The following is a 19,037-nucleotide window of genomic DNA, read 5'->3' on the forward strand; positions in this document are numbered from 1 at the left end:
ACTGCTCCACTAACCAGCTGTCGGGAACGCTGGACGTGGGGAACCTGACGAACCTGACCAGTCTGTACTGCTCCACTAACCAGCTGTCGGGAACGCTGGACGTGGGGAACCTGACGAACCTACAAAATCTAGACTGCTCCAATAACCAGCTGTCGGGAACGCTGGACGTGAGGAACCTGACGGAGCTGACCTATCTGCGTTGCGACAATAACCCCTATACGTCCTTTACAACAAGGGACGGTTACACCCTGACCATGACCCCGGCGGTAAACGGCAAGGTATGGCTGACGGGCTATAATAAAAGCAGTAATACGGTAGAACTGACCGCCAAGCCGGACAGCGGCTATGCGTTCCAAGCGTGGACGGGCCTGCCTGCGGGCGCTCCCAACAGCCAAACGACCAGCTTTACCCTGACCGGCGACGCAACCGTGAAAGCCGCTTTCGTCGGCACGGACGCGACATTAAAAAGCCTGTCCCTGTCCAGCGGGACGCTAACCCCGGCCTTTGACCCGGCGACAACCAGCTACACCGCAAATGTGGGCAATAGCGTTACAAACGTCACCATCACCGCCACGGCCAACGATACCAAGGCCAACGTTGCGGGGAACGGCACAAAAACACTGGTCGAGGGTGTGAACACCTTTACTGTAACCGTCACCGCCGAGAACGGCAGCACCGCGAGCTACACCGTCACCATCACACGGGAGGGAGCGGCAGCAAGTACGGACGCGACGCTGAAAAGCCTGTTCCTGTCCAGCGGGACGCTGGCCCCGGCCTTTGACCAGGCGACAACGAGCTATACCGCAAATGTGGACAATAGCGTTTCAAACGTCACCATCACCGCCACGGCCAATGACACCAAGGCCAACGTTGCGGGGGCCGGCGTAAAGACTTTGAACGTCGGGGACAACCCGTTTACCGTCACCGTTACCGCCGAGGACGGCACTCCAAAAAGCTACACCATTACCATCACGCGGGCGGCAGCGGCAACAACCGGAGGCAGCAGCGGCACCAGCCGCCATTACATCATCACCACCCTGGAACCGCCGAAACCGGATAACCCTGTGCTGGCCGTAATCGAGCTGCCCGTCACCGTGGGGAACGGCACGGCCACCGGCGCGGCGGACGACGGGCGAACGGCGTCGGCGCTAGCCGAGGCCGGAAGGGACGCCAAGGCCAAGACAAACGGGATTGCCGTGCAGTACGACGCGAAAACGTCCCTGACCTACGACGGCTTTTCCATCGTCATTCAGCGGGCCACCCTTGACCGGCTGATCGACGCCAAGGTGAAGTATGTCACCCTGAACACCGGCATTGTGGACATGACCTTTGACCTCGCGGCGCTGATAGAGCTTCAGAAACAGGCCACCGGCGACATTACCCTGACCGCCGTCCGGGAAACCGGCCTTGCCGGGGACGCGCTGTCCGCCGTCGGCTCCCGCCCGGCCTACCGTTTGAGCGTGGGCTATACCGGCGCGGACGGCAAGGCGGCCACCGTTACCAGCTTCGGCGCGGGCCGCGTCACCGTGGGCCTCGCCTACCAGCCCGCCGCCACCGAGCAGACCGGCAGCCTGTACCTCGTGTACAGCGCGGACGGCAAGGACGCGGAATGGCTGTATCAATCCAGCTACGACAAGAACAGCGGAAACGTGATCGGCGACCTGGGGCATTTCAGCGTGTACGGCGTAGGCTATAAGACCGCCCCGGCGTTCACCGACACCGTGAACCACTGGGCCAAAGCGGATATTGATTTTGTGGTAAGCCGGGGGCTGTTCTCCGGCACGTCGGAAACCACGTTTTCCCCGGACAGCACGATCACGCGGGGCATGTTCGTAACGGCTTTGGGGCGGCTGGCCGGTATTGACCCGGCAGGCTATCCTTCTTCCAGCCGGTTCACCGACGTTCCCGCAACCGCCTACTACGCCCCCTTTGTGGAGTGGGCGGCCTCTAAGGGGATTGTCAGCGGCACCGGGGAAGGCTCCTTTAGCCCGGACGCCGCAATCACCCGCGAGCAGATGGCGCTTATCATGCGGCAGTACGCCGACAAGCTGGGATACACCTTGCCCGTGGCGAGGGAGGCCGTGACCTTTACGGATGAGAACCAGATCACCGGCAACATGAAGGACGCGGTGCGGGCAATCCAGCAGGCCGGTATTATGAGCGGCAAGGGCAATAACCGTTTCGGCCCCAAGGACGCCGCCACCCGCGCCGAGGCCGCCGTGGTGCTGCGCCGGTTCGTGGAGGTCGTGATCGACCGCGACACGGCGGGCGGCTGGGGCCAGAACGACGCCGGGCGCTGGCTCTACTATCTGGACGGAAAGCCCGTCACCGGCTGGAAACAGATTGAAAGCAAGTGGTACTGCTTTGACGCTGCGGGCCTCATGGAATACGGCGGCTGGAAACAAATAGGAGGCAAGTGGTATTACTTCTACCCGGACGGCAGCATGGCCGCCGATACCAAAATCGACGGCTACGAGATAGGGCGGGACGGGGCGCGGAAAGACAAGGAATAGCCAAGAAAAGCAGAACAGGGACGCGAATGACATTGAATCATTCGCGCCCCTATTTTGTTTGGGAATAGATTTGCCCCCATATTCCCTTATTGCTCTTTATATCTGTCCGTGAGATTTGGGCGGGATTTGGGCGGGATTCTGCCTAAAACAACAATGTCAACAGCGCAAAGCACAAGGCCATAGAACCCAGTAACCATACGAGTTTACGGCCTTTTTTCCTTTCAAAATACACGTTTAAAAGGACGCAATACTTTACTATTTTTTATAGTATCTGAAAAAGTAAGAGAGAATTCACCAAAAATATTCTTATATTACCCCTTTTCATCATAAGCATTATTCAGTGTTTTTTATTTTTAAACTCATGACACCTGGTACAACTTCGATTGCATCGCTGTGATTCCCCAGCATCACATGTGTGTCCTCCTTTTCCATCCCTAAAATCTGCCAGTCATTCCTTGTATAAGAATTGTTGCCCCTACAAAGAAAATAACCGCCACCTTAATGACGGTCAAGCAAGTAATCATTCATTTTGATAGACAGACTTTCCAAATCGGTATGCCGCTTCCAGATGATCTGTGTTTTTGATATTCGGCTTTCCATTAGTATCTCCGCAGCCACCAGCCAAAAGCATCCCCTTATCAGTAAATCCAATATAATTCACGATTGCAAATTGATAGTAGGATACTGCCTGCTCAAATGTCCAAAAGAAATTATCAGCAGATGTCATAAGCAGAGCGGAGTCCTTCACAGGGAACTTTTCATATCGGCCATAGGGCGGTTTTTTATCTTCCTGTCCAATGCAGTAAAAACGCTCTATAAACGCCTTGAGTTTGGCTGAAATTGTCCAAAAATATAGCGGAGAAGCAAATACAATCAAGTCCGCTTCTTTGATCTTTGGAATAAGGCTGTTAAATGCATCCTTTTGAATACAGGGTTTTTCGTATCGGCAAGCGTTGCAGCCCAAACAGCCCTTTACCTCTATTTCTGCTAGAGAGATTGTTTCCACCTGATGCCCAACCTCCACTGCGCCCTTAGTAAAAGCATCGGTCAATTGCGCCGTATTACCGTCCCACCTGCCGCCGCCTAATACAATTAAAATTCTCCTCACTCTTTTTTCCTCCCTGATTTTTCTTGTCATTATTGCTATTATCATTTATTATAAGATATAAATAACAGCTTAGATAGTACGCACTTTTTTAACGCATACTATCCTTTGAGGAAGTGTTAAATTTATGAGTATGAAACAGTTTGAGGGAAACATAAAATCTATTACAGATACGCCATTTGGATATACGCTTACCATGATTGGTGGTAAATGGAGGCTGGTAATCTTGTACTGGCTGGTGGAGTATGGCGTAGTCCGCTTTAACGAGCTTCAGCGACTGATTGGCGGCATTACCTATAAAACACTAAGTGCGCAGCTTAAAGAGATGGAAGCGGATGGACTTATCATTCGAACAGAGTATCCGCAAATTCCCCCGAAGGTGGAATATAGCCTTTCCCCCAAAGGGAACTCCCTGTTTCCTATTATGGAAGCAATGTGTGAATGAGGAGAAAGAAATCAGTAAAACTCTTTACATTCCAAGAATTTGCCATATATAAGTGGGCGCTGTCAGAGTAAATACCAGACATGCGAACAGTATCGCTGGCCCGCTCCATTCAAATTGGCCATGTTTTCGGAAATCAAAGTACGCAGTTCCCAGTTTTCCAAAAAAGAATACAGCTAATACCAGGTCGATTGCAGGGAACACGACATGGTCAACGACTGCCCGAATCTGTATCACTGCTGTTTTCCAGGTATCCTCTATCGCCCCGGATACATTCCCATCCGCATAAGATACCATGCAGAACAGAAAAGACAGCAGCCATGAGGTCATGACTACTGTCCCAAAACGCTTCTTCCATTTCATAAGCTTCCTCCATTATAAAATTGTCTAATCACGATACACAGTGAGTAATATGAGTAACATTACCTCTTACCCTTCCCCCATTCTTACTGCGCAAGATAATCATGTCTAATAATTCGTAGTCCAGGACCGACTCATAGCCCAGATGACACTCGCAGCTACTATCCCCGTTACAAAACAGGTGAAATTAATATACCTGTTCAGGTACTGGTTGCCCTGCATCTAGGGACTAACTGGTCCGATATGCCAATCCAACCATAAATCCCCCTGTATATCCACATCGTCTGAAAGGTCAAGGGATAACATGCCTTTGGGCGTCCAGCAGTCCAAAAGCCAGGTATACGCCGTATATGTTCCATCTGGCATCCATATCGGTGTAAAGTGGGTACGTCTGCTAAATGTTGAATACTCATTTTCCTTAAATTCAAACCGGGCATGGTAATCACCGCTGAGCCTCTCCAATAATCTCCAATATGTCTGGTAATGAAATTCCGGGAAATAGGTCACAGCATTCTGTGCCCCTGTAACAGCACTGGATTGGGTGGTACTTACATCAGCCATAACTTCCTGGTTGATTCCATACCCACTTTTAATTATATCGCCAGTTGCTGTGGGATTTTTCTCATCCGGGAATATATCCATCCCTCCTGACAGACTGGCCTGATACCAATCCTGGTCAAATTCCCACCAGCCCTCGTCTTCCCAATATCCATCCTCATCTTCCCCTCCATCATGGTACACCCAATATTCATGCCACCAAGGCCTCCATATACTCCATCTGGCTTCCTTCATATGACTGTTGGATGGGAGGGAGGCTGGCTTCACATATGAATCATTCCTATCATCTGCAACCGGATTCGGGGGAGGATTCTTGTCCAGGTCTACTACCTTAACATGGATAGTTCCCTTGCTTGGATACCCTCCTCCACCTCCACTAACCTGGATTGTGATATCCTGAGGTGTTTCCGGTGTGGTCCACCGAATCCATGCCAGCTGCTCACTTCCTTCTGGATAGTACACTTGATTTACAGTATAGTTCTTACCTTTTATATTAAATCGTACACTTGCAGGGTAATCTGGATCGGACTGGCTACCTCTCACTGTAACAGAAGTAATGACTTGTGTATTGACACGATAAACATAATCATAGGTGACTACTTCGCCTTGTTCCGACTCATGTTCCTTAAAATGGATGATGCCTAATCCCAAAGAGGATATGATCTGGTCCTCGGTAACTAATTGGTCTCTTGGTCCCGACCATGCCGGATAACCTAAGTCAGGAGTCTCCAAGAACATAGAAAGCGGTACGTTCTTAAATAAAACATTAGGCAGCATATCCCGGATGTTGGCTCCCATCCTTGAATAATATGCTGCCTCGGTTGCTGTCATAGCCATGCGGATTCCATTATAGGTCACATACGCTACTGGCTCTAATAAGATTTTATATTCACCGTTTGTTAAGGTTTCAAATGGAATGCCTGTATCCTGAGAAATTAGCTGTATCATATATTCAGAGCAGAAGTATCGTTTTATTTCTTCAATACTACTGTGTCCGCTGGCACTGGTTATTATTTTTGGCATTCTCTGATTTGGTTTCGTACACAAATAATTTCCCACACTAACTGATAGTGATGCACCATCCCGGTACTCTATTTTACTGACTCCTCCAAAATGGGCCTGTATCGATGGACTCTTATTTGTATAGTCTACTGAATTTGAAACCACTACCTGGTCAGAAATACGTATAATAGTAACCCTGACTCCTTCATCTCCTGCTGACCACTTATTATTCTGGCTAGTTCCCTGCGTCATATCGCCGCCACCTGAATCAATATTACCATCACCTATTGCATAGACATTAATCGTAAAGCAAATCCAGGATATCAGTACAATAAAATATTTAAAATACTTCACCCTTCAACTCCTTCCACTATAAAAAGCCGTTGGTCAACGGCTTTTTATTAATATCTTTAATCCATTACACCTACCTGTTTATTTATATCACCATCTGAATATCCATCTTTTACAGTAGTTCCACTCTCGTTCACCCAGCCAAACCCAGGCACATATATCTTCCCTTCCTGAAGCGCAGATTCCGTTGCTTCGGTCGGAGCTTCGATTGGCGGCTCTGTTGGTTGTTCTACCGGCTGTGGCTCTGTAACCACCGGCGGTTCTGTTTCCGGGAATGGTTGTGGTTCTGCAACCACTGGATTGGTTGGTGTCACAGTCTCTCCATTTGGTTTCTTTGCCGGGTCATGTCTGTCCTCATCCTTTGGCTTTGCAGGTTTCGTCACCTCTGGCTGGATTTGTTGGACTGTTTCATCGGTTTGGTCTTTCGTAGGCGCTGCCGTTGTCTCTACTTTCGTCTCCACCTTGACCGTTTCCCGGACTGCCTCACTACTCTCTATTATAGGCTCAGCAACAGTAGTCTGGTCTGCCTGCGTGGTTTGCTGAACAGCTGTCGCCGGCTCACTTTTAAACCGGCCCACAATCAGGAGCGTCAAAATCATGCACACAATCACAGCGCCCCCAATTATCATCCATTTCTTCTGCTTGTCATCCAATTTCATATACATCCCCTCCTCTTCCCTGCTTCTAATTTCAACCTACCATAATAACGTTCTAAAGTCCAGATTTATTCTCCATTTTAAGGAAATATAATATGATTATTATACAAACTTATCGCTAGATATTTTTTTAACTATCCCATCAAAACACGGGAGTATAGGCTGCCTGTACTTTCATACGGATCTGCATGTCCGGCAGGCGGCTCCCGCCGAAACGGACCGGCACCCGGATCAGAAACGTGGCGTCTGCCAGGAAGCGTTTGCTGCTGTCCGAGGTTAAAGGAACATTCTGTATAGTTACATCCAGGTCCGAAATCCGGTACTCTTCCTTTCGGCCTCCGTCCACCAGTTTCACATGATAACTTCCATAATCCTCCATTCCCAGAAGGTTATCAAGGAATCCATATACGTCCCCATAGTCCAGACTTTCATCCCAGCCTCCCCCGGACGGATAATAACCGCCGGAGTACCCTTCACGCACACCATGGTATACATCATCATAGTTATCATTGACCGTGGACAGGATGGCTTCCTGTACTGCATCCCTAACTCCCGCTGCAATGAGGTTCAGCCTGGCATATTCTGATATACCGCAAAAGAGGAACAGCACCACCAGGGCAGATGCAACGGCCAAAGGGATGCCATTACCTTCCTGCTCTGATATCGCCTTTCTCCATCCTGCTATTTCCAGTATACTTCCCCCTTTCCCTGTGCTTTGGCATGGAGGGTGACAGGATAGGTACCAAAGCCGCCAAACAGGCCAATATCCATCTGCATGGTCAGGGTCACCTCCACCTCCTCATTCAACTGGAACGGTCCTTCCTCCGACCATTCCACCTCCGGCGTGAGTCCTGTCTTTTCCCGAAGGACGGCCTCTCTTCTGCTTGTCTCCGGCCCAATCCGGCCCGCCATCTCTGCTTCCCTGCACAGTTCCTGCGCAAACGTGTCAAGCTGATTCTTGGCTACATATACTGGAAGCACATTTACGACCAGTCCCAGCATCAGGAATACGCACAGAACCAGGACACACACATCGATATATCCCTCCCCCTTCTCATTTCGGATGATATCCACCAGCTCTCCCCCTTTCTTAAAACATGTTTCCCAGTGACTTGAGGATTTCGTATCCAATGATGGCCAGATATGTCATGAGAAAACACAACAGCATAAGAAATGAGAAGATACGTATTTTCGGTGGAATCTTCTGGGCCTCTTTCTTTAGCCGCTGCAGTTCCATCTGCTTGAAATCATGGCTTAACAGCTGAAAATAAGCTGCGCTGTCATCTCCCCTTAACACACCGATAAGTCCTCTTACCACATCTGAAAGCATAGGAGAATTCATACGGGCCTCAAACCGGGTCAGCGCTGCCTCATAACTTCCGGAACGCATGTCTGCAGTCAGGATATCAAGCTCTGCCCGGAGGGTATCGCTGGTATTCTTTTTAAAGTTCTCCAGGATGGACAGGACATCCCTGCTGTTCTTCAGATCCTGCTCAATGGTTGCTACGAACCGGGGCAATTCCTGCTCCACCCTATCCCGTTTTTCCTTCAATCTTTCTTCCGGCCTTCTGGATTCTCTGAAATAAACAGCCACCGCTGCAAAAACCGGTACTGGTGTCGCAAGAGGCAGGAACAGTACACAGGGCAGAATGGGGATTGCTGTCACACCTGCCTTGACTATACAGAAGGCGGAATGAACCTCCGGGGTCATCCCCATCCCGGCGGCTTTCAGGATATTGCCCATCCTCCGCTTTCTGTACTCATCCAAAGTGATATGTCTTGCCAAAAGGACCGACAAATGGTCCATCCCGTCCTCCAGGAATCCGGTAACTTTCTGTTTCCCGCTCCCACGTTCCTCAATCGCCCTGGCTGCTCCCATGCTGGGCAGTCTTAACACTCCCGCAGCCAGGAAATAGAAGCCGAATACAAGAGACAGGCCAAATACAAACAGTAATAAAATCATGTTACCTCCTATATTCAATCGGCTTAGTAAGACGTATGACGGCTGCCGTAGACACAAAGATGACAGCAGCCGTGATGGCCAGTATGGCCTGTCCGAACAGGGTGTGCATCAATGTCTGGTACCAGTCATGGTTCAAGGCATACATGAGCGGAATATTCCCGATGATGAGGATTACCATGGTGATAAATTCTTTCCTTGGTTCAAACATCAGGTTTTCCAGCTCCCCATTCACGACACGCATGTCGGACAGCTTATTCACGATGGGCGTAAGCGTAGATTTCAGGGAACGGTCATACTGGCAATCACCGATTGCATCCACCCACTCTTCGAACACATCATTGCGTATCTTCTTCCGCAACTCCTTCAGAGCCGCCTCCATATCCGGATTAATGACCTTCATCCTCACCAGAAAATCTTGAAATGCACTGCTGACCGGCGGGTTCAGGTAGTAGATATTCTCATTGACTGCGGTAAGAATATCCTCGCTGCGCAGATAGGCGGTTGTAATGATGCTTAGGGCTGTCTCCAACTCTGATGCGATGGCTTTCTTGTAATGGTGTTCCATGAGCCGGATATACCAGAAGGGAAGGAACAGGAAGCCGGTTGCCAGGACAGGAATCAGGAACACATTTCCCAACATAACGGCCAGGATTCCTCCCGTCATGAACAGGCCGAGGGCTGCCGCACAGATTAAGGAGATTCGGTCTCCTTTCCCGGTTAGGGCCAGTACCTCCTGACATAGTTCTACCTCCCGTTGCAGGATGGATGGCTTTTTTCTTTTCTGTGTTTTTTGTATCTCTGCTTTGATGCTATCCGGTGACTTTAGGAAATGCCGGAAGACCCCATCCGTAAATTCCATGGGTGTCAGCCGCAAAATCAGGAAAAAGCCAGTCACCATTCCAGCGCAGGCCAGTATGTTTACCATCTTCATGCCTCTTCTCCTTCCCATCGCACAAGCTGCTCCTTCGGCATTCCATTTTCCAGAAAGCGCTTCTTCAGGCTTTCTGATATGCCCTGTACCCGTTCATGCTCGCCATGGATGATGAAGCGGTCGCCTTCCAGCCGGTTTTCCTCTATGTTGTAATGGTATAGGGTTCTGTAGTTCCGGTTGCCGTCTGGAAGGATCTCGCATTCCATGATTTCCATGACCTTACGTTTCCGGTCCTCTAACTGCTTAGAAAACACAATGATGGGGAATGCTTCCGTTACTAAGGACATCAGAGTCTCATCTGAGATATCATATTTGCGCTTGCACAGCGTCACCATCCTCCGGTAGGTTGATTCGCAGCTGTTGGAATGAATGGTCGTAAGCACAGTGTGACCGGTCCTGGCTGCCTCCTGTGCAGAGTAAGCCTCTGAACTGCGCATCTCACCTACACATACAATATCCGGATTAAATCGAAGGGCCATATCAAGAAGGTCATCCTGGTCTACGGTCTGTTTCTCATTCTCGGAATCCCTGGTCAGTGTGTGAATAACACGGTTCATGACCTTCCCTTCCTTCACTCGTACAAGGTCCAGCTCCCTTGAACCATTCTCAATTGTGAATATTCGCTTGCTGTCCGGGACCGTGGTAAGGACCCAGCCGGCCAATGTGGTCTTTCCGGAGCTGGTGGCCCCTGCCACACACACGGAGATTCCATAACGGATACATTCTGCCAAAAAGTCAAGCATTTCTCCGGTTGCAGTTCCCCCTTTCACGAAATCCGCCTGGGTCATACTCTGCGGATTGACAATACGGATACTGGCGCAGATTCCTACATCCTCATCCACAAGAGGTGTTTTAAGGACAGCGATACGGATGTTTTTTGATAGATGTCCCAACACGGCAGGGCTTGCATTGTCGAGGACCATCCCGCTTACATGCAGCATGCGCCGGATGACATTGATGGCGTGTTCCGGGCTGTCAAAATGTTCCTCCAGCTTCTCATTCCTTCCATCGCTGTACTGTACCTCAATATCATTCCAGCTGTTTACATCCACTTCCTCAATGCCGGTACCAAAGATATATTTGGTTAAGAATGAGAACTCTGCCATCTCAGTATACAGTGTATCCACCAGCTGAACCATGGTCATTCCCTGAACAGCAATCCGGTAATCCTGGATGTATTTTGTGATATAACGCTTAATCTGGGCTTTCACATCCGCGTCACCATGGCCTGTCAGCAGAGTGGCATACTTGCTGGACACATATTCCTGTACCTCCTGCAACACCTGAGCGAATTCTCGTCCTTCCCTGGCAGAAAAAAACAGGTCCTGATTCCTGGGTCCCCCATTTCCAGGCACAAATCCCGCAGTGATGTCCTCTTCCCATTCTTCCTCTTGTGCTTCCATCCCATCATCCTTCCGGTCAGTCGTCATCCCTGGCCTTTTATTCTCTTTTTGGGGATGATGTAATGTCCCGGTGGCAGATATTCTGTTGTGGTCCGGTTGACGGGACTCCACAGCCTGTATTCCTCTTTCTGCCATCTGCGGCTCCATTACCACGGTCTTTGGCTCTGCGGCCTTTTCCGCCTGAAAGAACAGTGACTCCCCTCGTTTCTCTCCTAACATCCAAACACCTCCCTGGCAATCTGTTCTATTTCCTTGCGGAATCCCCGGCTGTCCTTTAAAGACAGCTCCCTGAACAGGTTCCCGGCCAGCACCTGTTCCTCCACTTCAGCAGAGTGAGGAATCCGGAATGTTACATTTCCTAACACCTGTTCCACATGTTCACTCGCCTCATTTGGCCGGATGTTGCTGGCTACCCGGTACTGCTTATCCGCATCCCACTCATGGTCCTGAAGGAGTGGGAGCTGGCTGGACAGGTAGCTGATAGATTTTAGGTCACACCCCACCAGGCGCAGCACGGAATCTGCCTCCATAAGTGCAATTGCGGACAGGATATCATTGACGATATAGCTGCTGCAGTCAATGATAACATAGGGTGTCAGTTCCCGCAGGCAGTCAATCAGTTCCGCGGCCTGGCTGGCATTATGGGGCGGATAGGTATATTCATTCTCCCCTTTCTGCATGCCCAGCATCATCAGATAGTCCAGATGTTTGTGCACCACGCAGTTCTGACGTACCAGGTTCTGCGTCACATGGGTCGCGGCCAGAATACTTCCCAGCGAATGTTCGGACTCCAGCTCCCCTGGCGGACAGATGCAGGGCAGCATGGGAGCTGTCATGTCACATAACAGGAGAGACACATTCCTTTTCCGGTCCGCCAAGTATTTGGCCAGCTTTACAGCCACGGTTGTCTTCCCGCTTCCAGGACTACCCCACACTGCCAACACGCCTCCCTTATCCTGGTATTCCTGACAGTCCCTCTTCTCTTCCCTGGAAAAAATGCTGTGTTTCTTGATATTAAGCATTCTGTTCCTCCTTTGTCCCTTCTGTTTCTGTTGTCTCTTCCCCTTCTGTATTTTTGCCGTCCTGTGCTTGTGTTTCCCCTGCCTTCTCATCTGCGGCTTCTTCCGTAGGATACAAACGTTCCAGTAACTGCTCCTGTGCCGCAATAAATTGCCCGGCTGTCTCAGTCTTCCCCCGGAACACAAGGGCAACATGCAAGTTTCCTTCCGTCTCAAGCTCTGCCAGGACCTTACACTGAATGGGGGTAGCCAGTAATGTCAAAGTCGCCGGAAGGGATTTCTCCTTTTCCTTATTTCCAGTTTCTGTATTGGCGTCCACACCAGTACTATCTGTCACCGCAATGACCTGGACATACTGCAGCTCCTGTGGTATAACGGTTTCCCCCATCTTGCGGTAATCCGGTGCAAGGATGGACACAATATCACCGCTCCGTAGCTTGCCAGATACCCCCGCAGCAAAGGATTTAACGGTCACGGATATGGCTTGTTTATTTCCATCCAGCTGATACAGGTAAGTGTCTGCGCCTGGTGGCTGATCTGAAATCTTGGAATGAAGAACATAATCGCCTGGCAGAAGATCGGCTGTGGCATAGGCGCCTACAACACCCCCTAACTCCTTCATTACATCCCCGGGAAGGTTATAGCCACCCACCTCCACCATCTGAACCTTATCCTTTGTGATTTCATCCCCAGCCTTGATGGCTTTCTGAACCCGCACGATTTCTGTCTTTTGCGAGATGGCCTGATTAAATAAAGGGGTGACCAGAAAGCAGATGGCCAGCGATAATACAATACAGAGGATACCAAGGACCGTCCTGTTCTTAAGCAATTTCATTGAGCCCTCCTTATTCCCCCATCCGGGATAATCGTCTTACATGATGCTTCCTTCTGTTCCCTCTTCTGACGCTTTTCAAAACCAGAACTGGTATTGAAAATGTAAATCGGGTCTTTTTACATATCTTCAATTTCATATCTTCACTCTCTTTCTGATCATTTTTGTTTCTGTGCATGGGATGATAGCCTGCGGATAAGAAATATTACCAATATGATAATAATAAGCAATAAGATGGCTGTCAGAACGGCCTTACCTTGCGCTGCTGCTTCGTCTGCCTGCTCCTTTTCTACCTCACTCGCACTGGCTTTCTCTGTTTTCACGGATTCCGCTTCCCAGTCCGTCACATCAGGGATGGATACAGCTGGCATATCACACTCCGGCTGAACCTGGGTTTGCCTTACATCACCTTCTGTCTCCTGCCCCAATAACACAGGTAAGCCAGATATTTCAGCTGGGATTTCCGTTATTGGTGCTTCCAAAATAGTCAGTATAGCTACATCCTGCAACAGATGGTATGGCCTATATGCCCTCTTTCCCGTTGCATGGCTGCCGCCTGTTCCTCCTCCCGGACGGCATGGTACATACTTCTCATCATCATCCGTTCCAGGAATGTTATCCGGTCCATTGAGCCAGAGCTCATCATCATCTGTTCCGAAGATTCCGTCCTTACCAGGACGGATATTGGTCCCTTCTTCCTCCTTACGGTTGTCATAGCAGTCGTCTTCCGTACCATATATTCCATCGGGGCCAGGTATCAAAAGCAGGTCATCCTCATTCCCTGGAATACTATCCGGACCATTAAACCATATCTCATCATCCTCCGTCCAGAATTCACCATCAGGTCCCGGACGGACATTGGTAGATGAGTAAAAATCCTGGTTGTCATACCAGTCATCCCCGGTCCCATAAATACCATCCAATCCGGGATAAATCCGCACATCGTCTTCTGTACCGGGAGCGCCGTCATGCCCATTGGACCATATCTCATCATCTTTCGTTCCAAAAATCCCGTCATTCCCCGGCCTGCGGCTGGTGGATGGATAGGTTTCATCGTTATCCATCCAGTCATCTGCGGTACCAGGGATTCTATCCCATCCATTGGAGACGGTAATATCATCCTCGGTTCCAAAGATGCAATCCGGTCCGGGCCGTGTATTCCACCCATTTCCATCATCCCGGTAATCATCCTCAGTGCCAAAGGTTCGGTCTGGGCCCGGGAAATGTTTACGCCCCTCATCATCCAGATAGAAATCATCTTCCGTCCCGTACTGACCATCCTTTCCTTCGTATATTTTCCGGTCATCACGGGTACCTGCCACTCCATCCGTGCCATTCAGATACAGGTTATCATCCTCCGTCCCGATGGCTCCATCCTTGCCTGGCCGTTTATTCGTTCCATCTCCCAGGTCCCGGAATACCAGGGTGAAATAAGCGTATGCATCCATATCCCGGTCTACCGTATACTCATATGCGGGTACAATCTTCTGCCCCGGTTCTGGAAGTGCCTCCCCATACATAATTCCTTCTGTATTCTCTTCCCTATAAGGCTGGGCATACCATCCCAGAAAAGCATAATCCTCCAGGTCAGGGACCGGGAGGATTCCGATGGGTTTATCATATGTGACTACTTTCCCATCTATATCGCAATGGGCATTCTTGGTATGGAACATAATGCGGTACTCATTGGCGGACCAATGAGCGTGATAGGTCGTATCCTCATGTGGTACGTCAGTTTCTTCCGTAATCCGGGTCCCTCCGTCTGGTTCCGTATAAAAACCCAGGAGGGTATATCCCTTCCGTATAAATTCCGGAAGCGTCCCGAGCATGCCCGTATATAGAAGCCCCTTCTGTTCATTCTGCCTCCCATCCATCCCGTCCGCAAATGTTATGATGTATGTGTTCGGGAGCCATTGAGCATACAGTGTGAACGTATCACCATAGATTTTCGTCAAGTTAAGTACGGACTGGCCATCCTCATAAGCGGCACCACCACCGTCCGGTTGGATGTTCCATCCCTGGAATGTATGGTAATCCCTGGTGTACTGGTTAACGAATAATGCGACTGGCGTCTGATAGACGAACGGCTGACTGTTCATGTTTCCGGTGCCTCCATTGGCATCAAATACGACCGTATACGGATTGTATTTCACATCTGTCCTGGCATCACACCCCGGACGGGTACACCGTTTAAAGTAGGTACCATCATTGGCACCCATGTAATAACCGTCACTGAACGCATGTCCCAGGACACTGGTGGATTGGGTCTGGACCGAACTACAATCCCGGCATGTCCGTCTCTGGGTTCCCTGCACCGCACAGGACGGCTCGGATGCAGTGGTCCATGGACCATAATCGTGTGCCACATTGAGATGCATGGTCCAGTGCGCCGGTCCGTAATAGACCCGGTCCCCCTCATTGTTCACCGTGTTCCATCCGTCCGCATGGGCATCCCAGTTTCCCGCCATATCACAGGTAACACGCATGAGCCAGGCATATTCGTATCTGGAATAGTACGAATCAGATGGATGATACAGTTTTGCAAAATCACTGAATCTGCGGCCTTTATTATCGTTGATATAACTTATATGAAAATAGGAATGTTTGCTTGCCCCCATTGGCCTCAGGATGAGGAGCTGCCCAGTCTTTAAGTTGACCGTCACCTCTCTCCGGTTCAGGGAACCATTACTGCCGGAACCGACCTGAATCTGCACGTCCGCACACCCATTTGGGCCATACGTCTTATATAGACTGCTGGTAACTGCCGCGGCCGGAAGGGATGGAAGGTAATTGGCAGACTGCACCGGATATACCTTTGGGATGCGAATTGCATTTCGATTGGCATCCGGATCCCAATCACCCTGATAATACTCCGCTCCATAAGCAGCCCGAAGCAGACTGCGTGGGATTGCATACAATCCCTGGACTTCTTTTAGTTCCCCTACTTCTGAATCACCTTCTCCTGTTTTCGTATCCTTCAAGGGTGCTGCTTCTGATGCGGTTGCTTCCAATACCGTTACATCGGAACACGAAGCGCCGTCTCCTTCCACGTTGGCATCCATTGCTTCTTCATTGGTATGTGCTCCTTCCTCCTCTTGGATCGGCATGGCTATTACAACTTCATTCTGTCCTGATGGTCCCGCACCCCCGGAAAGGGACCGGTCTGAAGCATATGCCACCTGATGGGATAACATAGCCATGCTTAGTAAGATGCATAACGTCTTTTTATTCATATCTGACCTCCGCCCATTCATTCTAGCAACTGCGTCCTATCCTCCTGCACAAACCACAGCCAGGCATCCCATTGTTAGGAATGGGACCATGGGGTATGATTTAGGGGGCTGGATGACCTTCCATGAACACCAAAAAAGATATCCCATATGATACACAAGCAGGGATACCGTCCCTAATACCGCCGCCTCCAGTCCGCCATACACACCTAAGTGCATACCGCATGCTGCCATAAACTTGATATCCCCTCCACCGATTCCTCCCCAGCATACTGCTGCAAAAAGAAAAGGGATAGCACACAGAATCCCTGCCGGAGAGCCGCCCTGGTGCCTCAACAGAGAACAGGCTGCAATACAAAGATTCAGCCAGTCTGGTACCATCCGGTGGCAAAGGTCGGTATAGGAAGCGCCCAGCATAAGACCAATCCACAAGGTCAGTTCAAGGTTTCTGTACATCCTTTCCCTCTCACATGGACAGTCCTGCTGGAGCCATCTGCGGGACAGGTGATTCTGCCATCTGTGCCATCTTGCCCTGCTGTATCGTAAGAGCCTCCTTATAAGCAGACGTCAGAGCTTCCGTCATCTGTGTCCGGAATTCTGCTGTGATTGGAAAACAGATATCCCTAAATTCCCCATTTCCGGTACGATAGGATGGCATGGACAGGAACATGCCTTTCTCACCGTTCATCAGATGTACATTCCGTATAGCCAGACACTGGTTCAAATTGATGGATGCTGTGGCAAGAATGTTCCCTTCCATACTGATGGAATTAATCTTTACATCAATATCCATCTTATTACCTGCATGTCCCTCTGGTTGTGTTTTGGGTTGTGCTTGTTGTGTTTTCATTTCTTAACATGCCTCCTTCCTTAACCTGAATAGTTGAACATTTCCGTAACCCTCTGGGTCAGGGTTGGCAGTACCGTATCCGCGAATAACTTATACAGCCCTGCCAGCAGAAGGGCACCAATCACAACAGCCATCAATATTTTGATGGCTGTATCAACAAAATTTTCTGCTTTTTCCTCATGTATCAACCGCTTCACTGATAACACGGTCCTGAATACCAGCCTTTCCACTCTTTCCTTTACTTTCATAAACCTTCGCTCCTTTCTTTAAAGGGCCAGTATGATAGGTCTGTTGAACCATGACGTTCTACATCTCATCCCCATCTCTGGTTCATCCCCTTCCTCCCAATCCGTATCCATATCATCCTCTATCCGTTCCCGGCCCATCTCATAATCCGGATCCATCTGCTGTTCATACGCACAAAGGACGGATTGGTCAAACTGCTCCCGTATCTCACGACTTTCAAAAAAGCATGCATCCTTATATCCCACATGGCAGGGCATCTTGGTCCTTAGCATCACGACTTCTATTCCGTAATCATTTTCCTTCACATTCACATTCCCTCCTTTCTTCCTGTCCTACGTGCCTTCACTTCCTAAATAGGTTGTCTCTGGCATGCGTCCTCACCTTTCATGTGGTCGGCTACCTGGGTATCCAGGGATTGTCCCTGGATGAACCCAATCTTCTGAAATCCGTAATGGTCTACATAGTAAAACTCGCTTCCCTGCCTGTCATATAGTTCAATGACATCCGAGATAGAAATGGGGTGCCCCGTGGACCGTTGCGGGAACTCTCTCTCAAACTTGGTATAGATGGTTTCCAGGTCATCCGTCTCAATCTGGCAGTCATATACCACCTCATACCGGCTGGAATCCGGCATCCCATGATGTGATACCTGGTCCTCGAAATCAAGAAACCGCTCTTCCGGTGGCACCTCCGGCCTCAGTTGGTGGAGCCTGCAGTTCCTGATTGGCTTCAACTCCCCGGTCATGTCCACCCTCCCGTGTACGAGACGGTCATACACTCCATCCTGCCAGCATGGTTCCAGCCCCTTCTTCTCCTGCAGGAACCTGGTCAGGTATTCGTTCTTAAACATCGGGTCAAGGACGGCTTTTTCATCTTCCACATATCCGGCTATATTGCCATAATACAGGATGAGGTTATTCTTAACCGCAATGCCTGCCATCTCCTCTCTCCTTTCCGTTTCTCCGTTTCCTAAGAAGACGTTCCAGCTTCTCTCCCAGACCATCCTCTGTGCAGAACTGGATGTTCCCTCCTCTCACGACCAGGACGGGGGTTACATGGGAATCCAGGAACACAATCAGTTCGGGCAGTGTCTCCTGGTCCATGAGGGCCTCCAGTTGTTCCTCATCGAATGGCATCCTTAGCTTCACAATCCCATCCCTATCTGCCATATAGGCGCATAGCAGCCGTTCTTTGGACATTACCCCATCCATATGTCATCCCTCATCTTTCTGCATAAGATCAGCTAATTCAGCCAAAAGACTCACACGGCTTTTATCTGGCATCTGGCGGACAGCAGCACGGACATATGCCTCTATGGCCTCCGGAGACTGGTCCCCTGCCTCAATCAGCTCCACCTTCATCAGTCCAATCCATCCACTTTTATCTGCCTCCAGCCGTATGATATCTCCTGGATGCATTCCTGTTTCCTGACGTACACTCTTTGGAAGATAAATCCTCCCATTACCGTCCACGATTCGGTACGTCCTCTTCAGACCTGCCATCTAATCCCTCCATTTCCATAATATAATCTCTCGGAATCTCTAAGCCAGTAAATATAAGGCTTTCAGATTCCTTT

21 protein-coding genes are annotated in these 19,037 nt (G+C 49.8%); 2 read left to right on the forward strand and 19 right to left on the reverse strand.

The window, feature by feature from the left end:
• Window positions 1–2,513, forward strand: a 2,513-nt coding sequence (locus tag LI015_RS26915) for an S-layer homology domain-containing protein (protein ID WP_227126693.1), incomplete at its 5' end; no start/stop codon positions are given.
• Window positions 2,514–3,033: 520 nt separating this feature from the next.
• On the opposite strand, the gene LI015_RS26920 is transcribed toward LI015_RS26915, so the two are convergent.
• The gene (locus LI015_RS26920; protein ID WP_227126694.1) at window positions 3,034–3,621 is read right to left on the reverse strand and encodes a flavodoxin family protein; all 588 of its coding nucleotides are present in this window, start codon (window positions 3,619–3,621) and stop codon (window positions 3,034–3,036) included.
• Window positions 3,622–3,745: 124 nt separating this feature from the next.
• Between LI015_RS26920 and LI015_RS26925 the strand changes: the two genes are divergently transcribed.
• A complete protein-coding gene (locus LI015_RS26925) occupies window positions 3,746–4,063 on the forward strand; it encodes a winged helix-turn-helix transcriptional regulator (protein WP_227126695.1) in 318 nt (105 codons plus the stop codon).
• Between the two features lie 24 nt (window positions 4,064–4,087).
• Here the strand turns inward: LI015_RS26925 and LI015_RS26930 are convergent, their stop codons facing one another.
• From LI015_RS26930 to LI015_RS27015, 18 genes are all read right to left on the reverse strand, one after another.
• Window positions 4,088–4,423: a DUF3852 domain-containing protein gene (locus LI015_RS26930; protein ID WP_024725814.1), complete on the reverse strand. Its 336-nt coding sequence runs from the start codon at window positions 4,421–4,423 to the stop codon at window positions 4,088–4,090.
• 219 nt (window positions 4,424–4,642) lie between these two features.
• Window positions 4,643–6,334, reverse strand: coding sequence for a hypothetical protein (locus tag LI015_RS26935; protein ID WP_227126696.1), 1,692 nt, complete (start codon window positions 6,332–6,334; stop codon window positions 4,643–4,645).
• A gap of 56 nt (window positions 6,335–6,390) precedes the next feature.
• Window positions 6,391–6,990, reverse strand: a complete 600-nt coding sequence (locus tag LI015_RS26940) for a DUF6550 family protein (RefSeq protein ID WP_227126697.1) — start codon at window positions 6,988–6,990, stop codon at window positions 6,391–6,393.
• A 139-nt stretch (window positions 6,991–7,129) separates the two neighbouring features.
• Window positions 7,130–7,621: a hypothetical protein gene (locus LI015_RS26945; RefSeq protein WP_227126698.1), complete on the reverse strand. Its 492-nt coding sequence runs from the start codon at window positions 7,619–7,621 to the stop codon at window positions 7,130–7,132.
• 47 nt (window positions 7,622–7,668) lie between these two features.
• The gene (locus LI015_RS26950) at window positions 7,669–8,061 is read right to left on the reverse strand and encodes a DUF4320 family protein (RefSeq protein ID WP_207660658.1); all 393 of its coding nucleotides are present in this window, start codon (window positions 8,059–8,061) and stop codon (window positions 7,669–7,671) included.
• 16 nt (window positions 8,062–8,077) lie between these two features.
• Window positions 8,078–8,950 (reverse strand): type II secretion system F family protein, encoded by an 873-nt coding sequence (locus LI015_RS26955; RefSeq protein ID WP_227126699.1) that lies wholly within the window; start codon window positions 8,948–8,950, stop codon window positions 8,078–8,080.
• 1 nt (window position 8,951) lies between these two features.
• Window positions 8,952–9,881: a type II secretion system F family protein gene (locus LI015_RS26960; protein ID WP_227126700.1), complete on the reverse strand. Its 930-nt coding sequence runs from the start codon at window positions 9,879–9,881 to the stop codon at window positions 8,952–8,954.
• Window positions 9,878–11,503, reverse strand: a complete 1,626-nt coding sequence (locus LI015_RS26965; RefSeq protein WP_227126701.1) for a type II/IV secretion system ATPase subunit — start codon at window positions 11,501–11,503, stop codon at window positions 9,878–9,880. Before LI015_RS26965 ends, LI015_RS26960 begins: the two co-directional genes overlap by 4 nt.
• Window positions 11,497–12,306 (reverse strand): nucleotide-binding protein, encoded by an 810-nt coding sequence (locus LI015_RS26970; RefSeq protein WP_227126702.1) that lies wholly within the window; start codon window positions 12,304–12,306, stop codon window positions 11,497–11,499. Before LI015_RS26970 ends, LI015_RS26965 begins: the two co-directional genes overlap by 7 nt.
• A complete protein-coding gene (gene cpaB, locus LI015_RS26975) occupies window positions 12,299–13,138 on the reverse strand; it encodes a Flp pilus assembly protein CpaB (protein ID WP_118019411.1) in 840 nt (279 codons plus the stop codon). Before cpaB ends, LI015_RS26970 begins: the two co-directional genes overlap by 8 nt.
• 155 nt (window positions 13,139–13,293) lie before the next feature.
• Complete coding sequence (locus tag LI015_RS26980; RefSeq protein WP_227126703.1) at window positions 13,294–16,368, reverse strand: InlB B-repeat-containing protein; 3,075 nt, start codon at window positions 16,366–16,368, stop codon at window positions 13,294–13,296.
• 36 nt (window positions 16,369–16,404) lie between these two features.
• Window positions 16,405–16,821 carry a prepilin peptidase gene (locus LI015_RS26985; RefSeq protein WP_118019409.1) on the reverse strand — a complete coding sequence of 139 codons (417 nt, stop codon included), beginning with the start codon at window positions 16,819–16,821 and terminating at the stop codon, window positions 16,405–16,407.
• A 10-nt stretch (window positions 16,822–16,831) separates the two neighbouring features.
• Window positions 16,832–17,215 (reverse strand): SpoVG family protein, encoded by a 384-nt coding sequence (locus tag LI015_RS26990; protein ID WP_227126704.1) that lies wholly within the window; start codon window positions 17,213–17,215, stop codon window positions 16,832–16,834.
• 20 nt (window positions 17,216–17,235) lie between these two features.
• Window positions 17,236–17,463, reverse strand: coding sequence for a DUF6133 family protein (locus LI015_RS26995; protein WP_227126705.1), 228 nt, complete (start codon window positions 17,461–17,463; stop codon window positions 17,236–17,238).
• Window positions 17,464–17,481: 18 nt separating this feature from the next.
• The gene (locus LI015_RS27000) at window positions 17,482–17,766 is read right to left on the reverse strand and encodes a hypothetical protein (protein ID WP_227126706.1); all 285 of its coding nucleotides are present in this window, start codon (window positions 17,764–17,766) and stop codon (window positions 17,482–17,484) included.
• Between the two features lie 44 nt (window positions 17,767–17,810).
• Window positions 17,811–18,401 carry a YodL domain-containing protein gene (locus LI015_RS27005; protein WP_024725833.1) on the reverse strand — a complete coding sequence of 197 codons (591 nt, stop codon included), beginning with the start codon at window positions 18,399–18,401 and terminating at the stop codon, window positions 17,811–17,813.
• Window positions 18,382–18,672, reverse strand: coding sequence for a hypothetical protein (locus LI015_RS27010; protein ID WP_117626403.1), 291 nt, complete (start codon window positions 18,670–18,672; stop codon window positions 18,382–18,384). Before LI015_RS27010 ends, LI015_RS27005 begins: the two co-directional genes overlap by 20 nt.
• A 3-nt stretch (window positions 18,673–18,675) precedes the next feature.
• Window positions 18,676–18,963, reverse strand: a complete 288-nt coding sequence (locus tag LI015_RS27015; protein WP_227126707.1) for an AbrB/MazE/SpoVT family DNA-binding domain-containing protein — start codon at window positions 18,961–18,963, stop codon at window positions 18,676–18,678.
• Between the last annotated feature and the right edge of the window lie 74 nt (window positions 18,964–19,037).

Source organism: Enterocloster sp. 210928-DFI.2.20 (assembly GCF_020554465.1).
In the GTDB taxonomy this organism is placed as follows: domain Bacteria; phylum Bacillota; class Clostridia; order Lachnospirales; family Lachnospiraceae; genus Enterocloster; species Enterocloster bolteae.

Bases quoted from the DNA above. Each gene is read 5' to 3' on its own strand.
- LI015_RS27015 (WP_227126707.1), bottom strand. From the start codon at position 18,963: ATGGCAGGTCTGAAGAGGACGTACCGAATCGTGGACGGTAATGGGAGG.
- LI015_RS26960 (WP_227126700.1), bottom strand. From the start codon at position 9,881: ATGAAGATGGTAAACATACTGGCCTGCGCTGGAATGGTGACTGGCTTT.
- LI015_RS26955 (WP_227126699.1), bottom strand. From the start codon at position 8,950: ATGATTTTATTACTGTTTGTATTTGGCCTGTCTCTTGTATTCGGCTTC.
- LI015_RS27005 (WP_024725833.1), bottom strand. From the start codon at position 18,401: ATGGCAGGCATTGCGGTTAAGAATAACCTCATCCTGTATTATGGCAAT.
- LI015_RS26965 (WP_227126701.1), bottom strand. From the start codon at position 11,503: ATGTTAGGAGAGAAACGAGGGGAGTCACTGTTCTTTCAGGCGGAAAAG.
- LI015_RS26940 (WP_227126697.1), bottom strand. From the start codon at position 6,990: ATGAAATTGGATGACAAGCAGAAGAAATGGATGATAATTGGGGGCGCT.
- LI015_RS26925 (WP_227126695.1), top strand. From the start codon at position 3,746: ATGAGTATGAAACAGTTTGAGGGAAACATAAAATCTATTACAGATACG.
- LI015_RS26990 (WP_227126704.1), bottom strand. From the start codon at position 17,215: ATGAAAACACAACAAGCACAACCCAAAACACAACCAGAGGGACATGCA.
- LI015_RS27010 (WP_117626403.1), bottom strand. From the start codon at position 18,672: ATGGATGGGGTAATGTCCAAAGAACGGCTGCTATGCGCCTATATGGCA.
- LI015_RS26930 (WP_024725814.1), bottom strand. From the start codon at position 4,423: ATGAAATGGAAGAAGCGTTTTGGGACAGTAGTCATGACCTCATGGCTG.
- LI015_RS26995 (WP_227126705.1), bottom strand. From the start codon at position 17,463: ATGAAAGTAAAGGAAAGAGTGGAAAGGCTGGTATTCAGGACCGTGTTA.
- LI015_RS26980 (WP_227126703.1), bottom strand. From the start codon at position 16,368: ATGAATAAAAAGACGTTATGCATCTTACTAAGCATGGCTATGTTATCC.
- cpaB (WP_118019411.1), bottom strand. From the start codon at position 13,138: ATGAAATTGCTTAAGAACAGGACGGTCCTTGGTATCCTCTGTATTGTA.
- LI015_RS26970 (WP_227126702.1), bottom strand. From the start codon at position 12,306: ATGCTTAATATCAAGAAACACAGCATTTTTTCCAGGGAAGAGAAGAGG.
- LI015_RS26985 (WP_118019409.1), bottom strand. From the start codon at position 16,821: ATGTACAGAAACCTTGAACTGACCTTGTGGATTGGTCTTATGCTGGGC.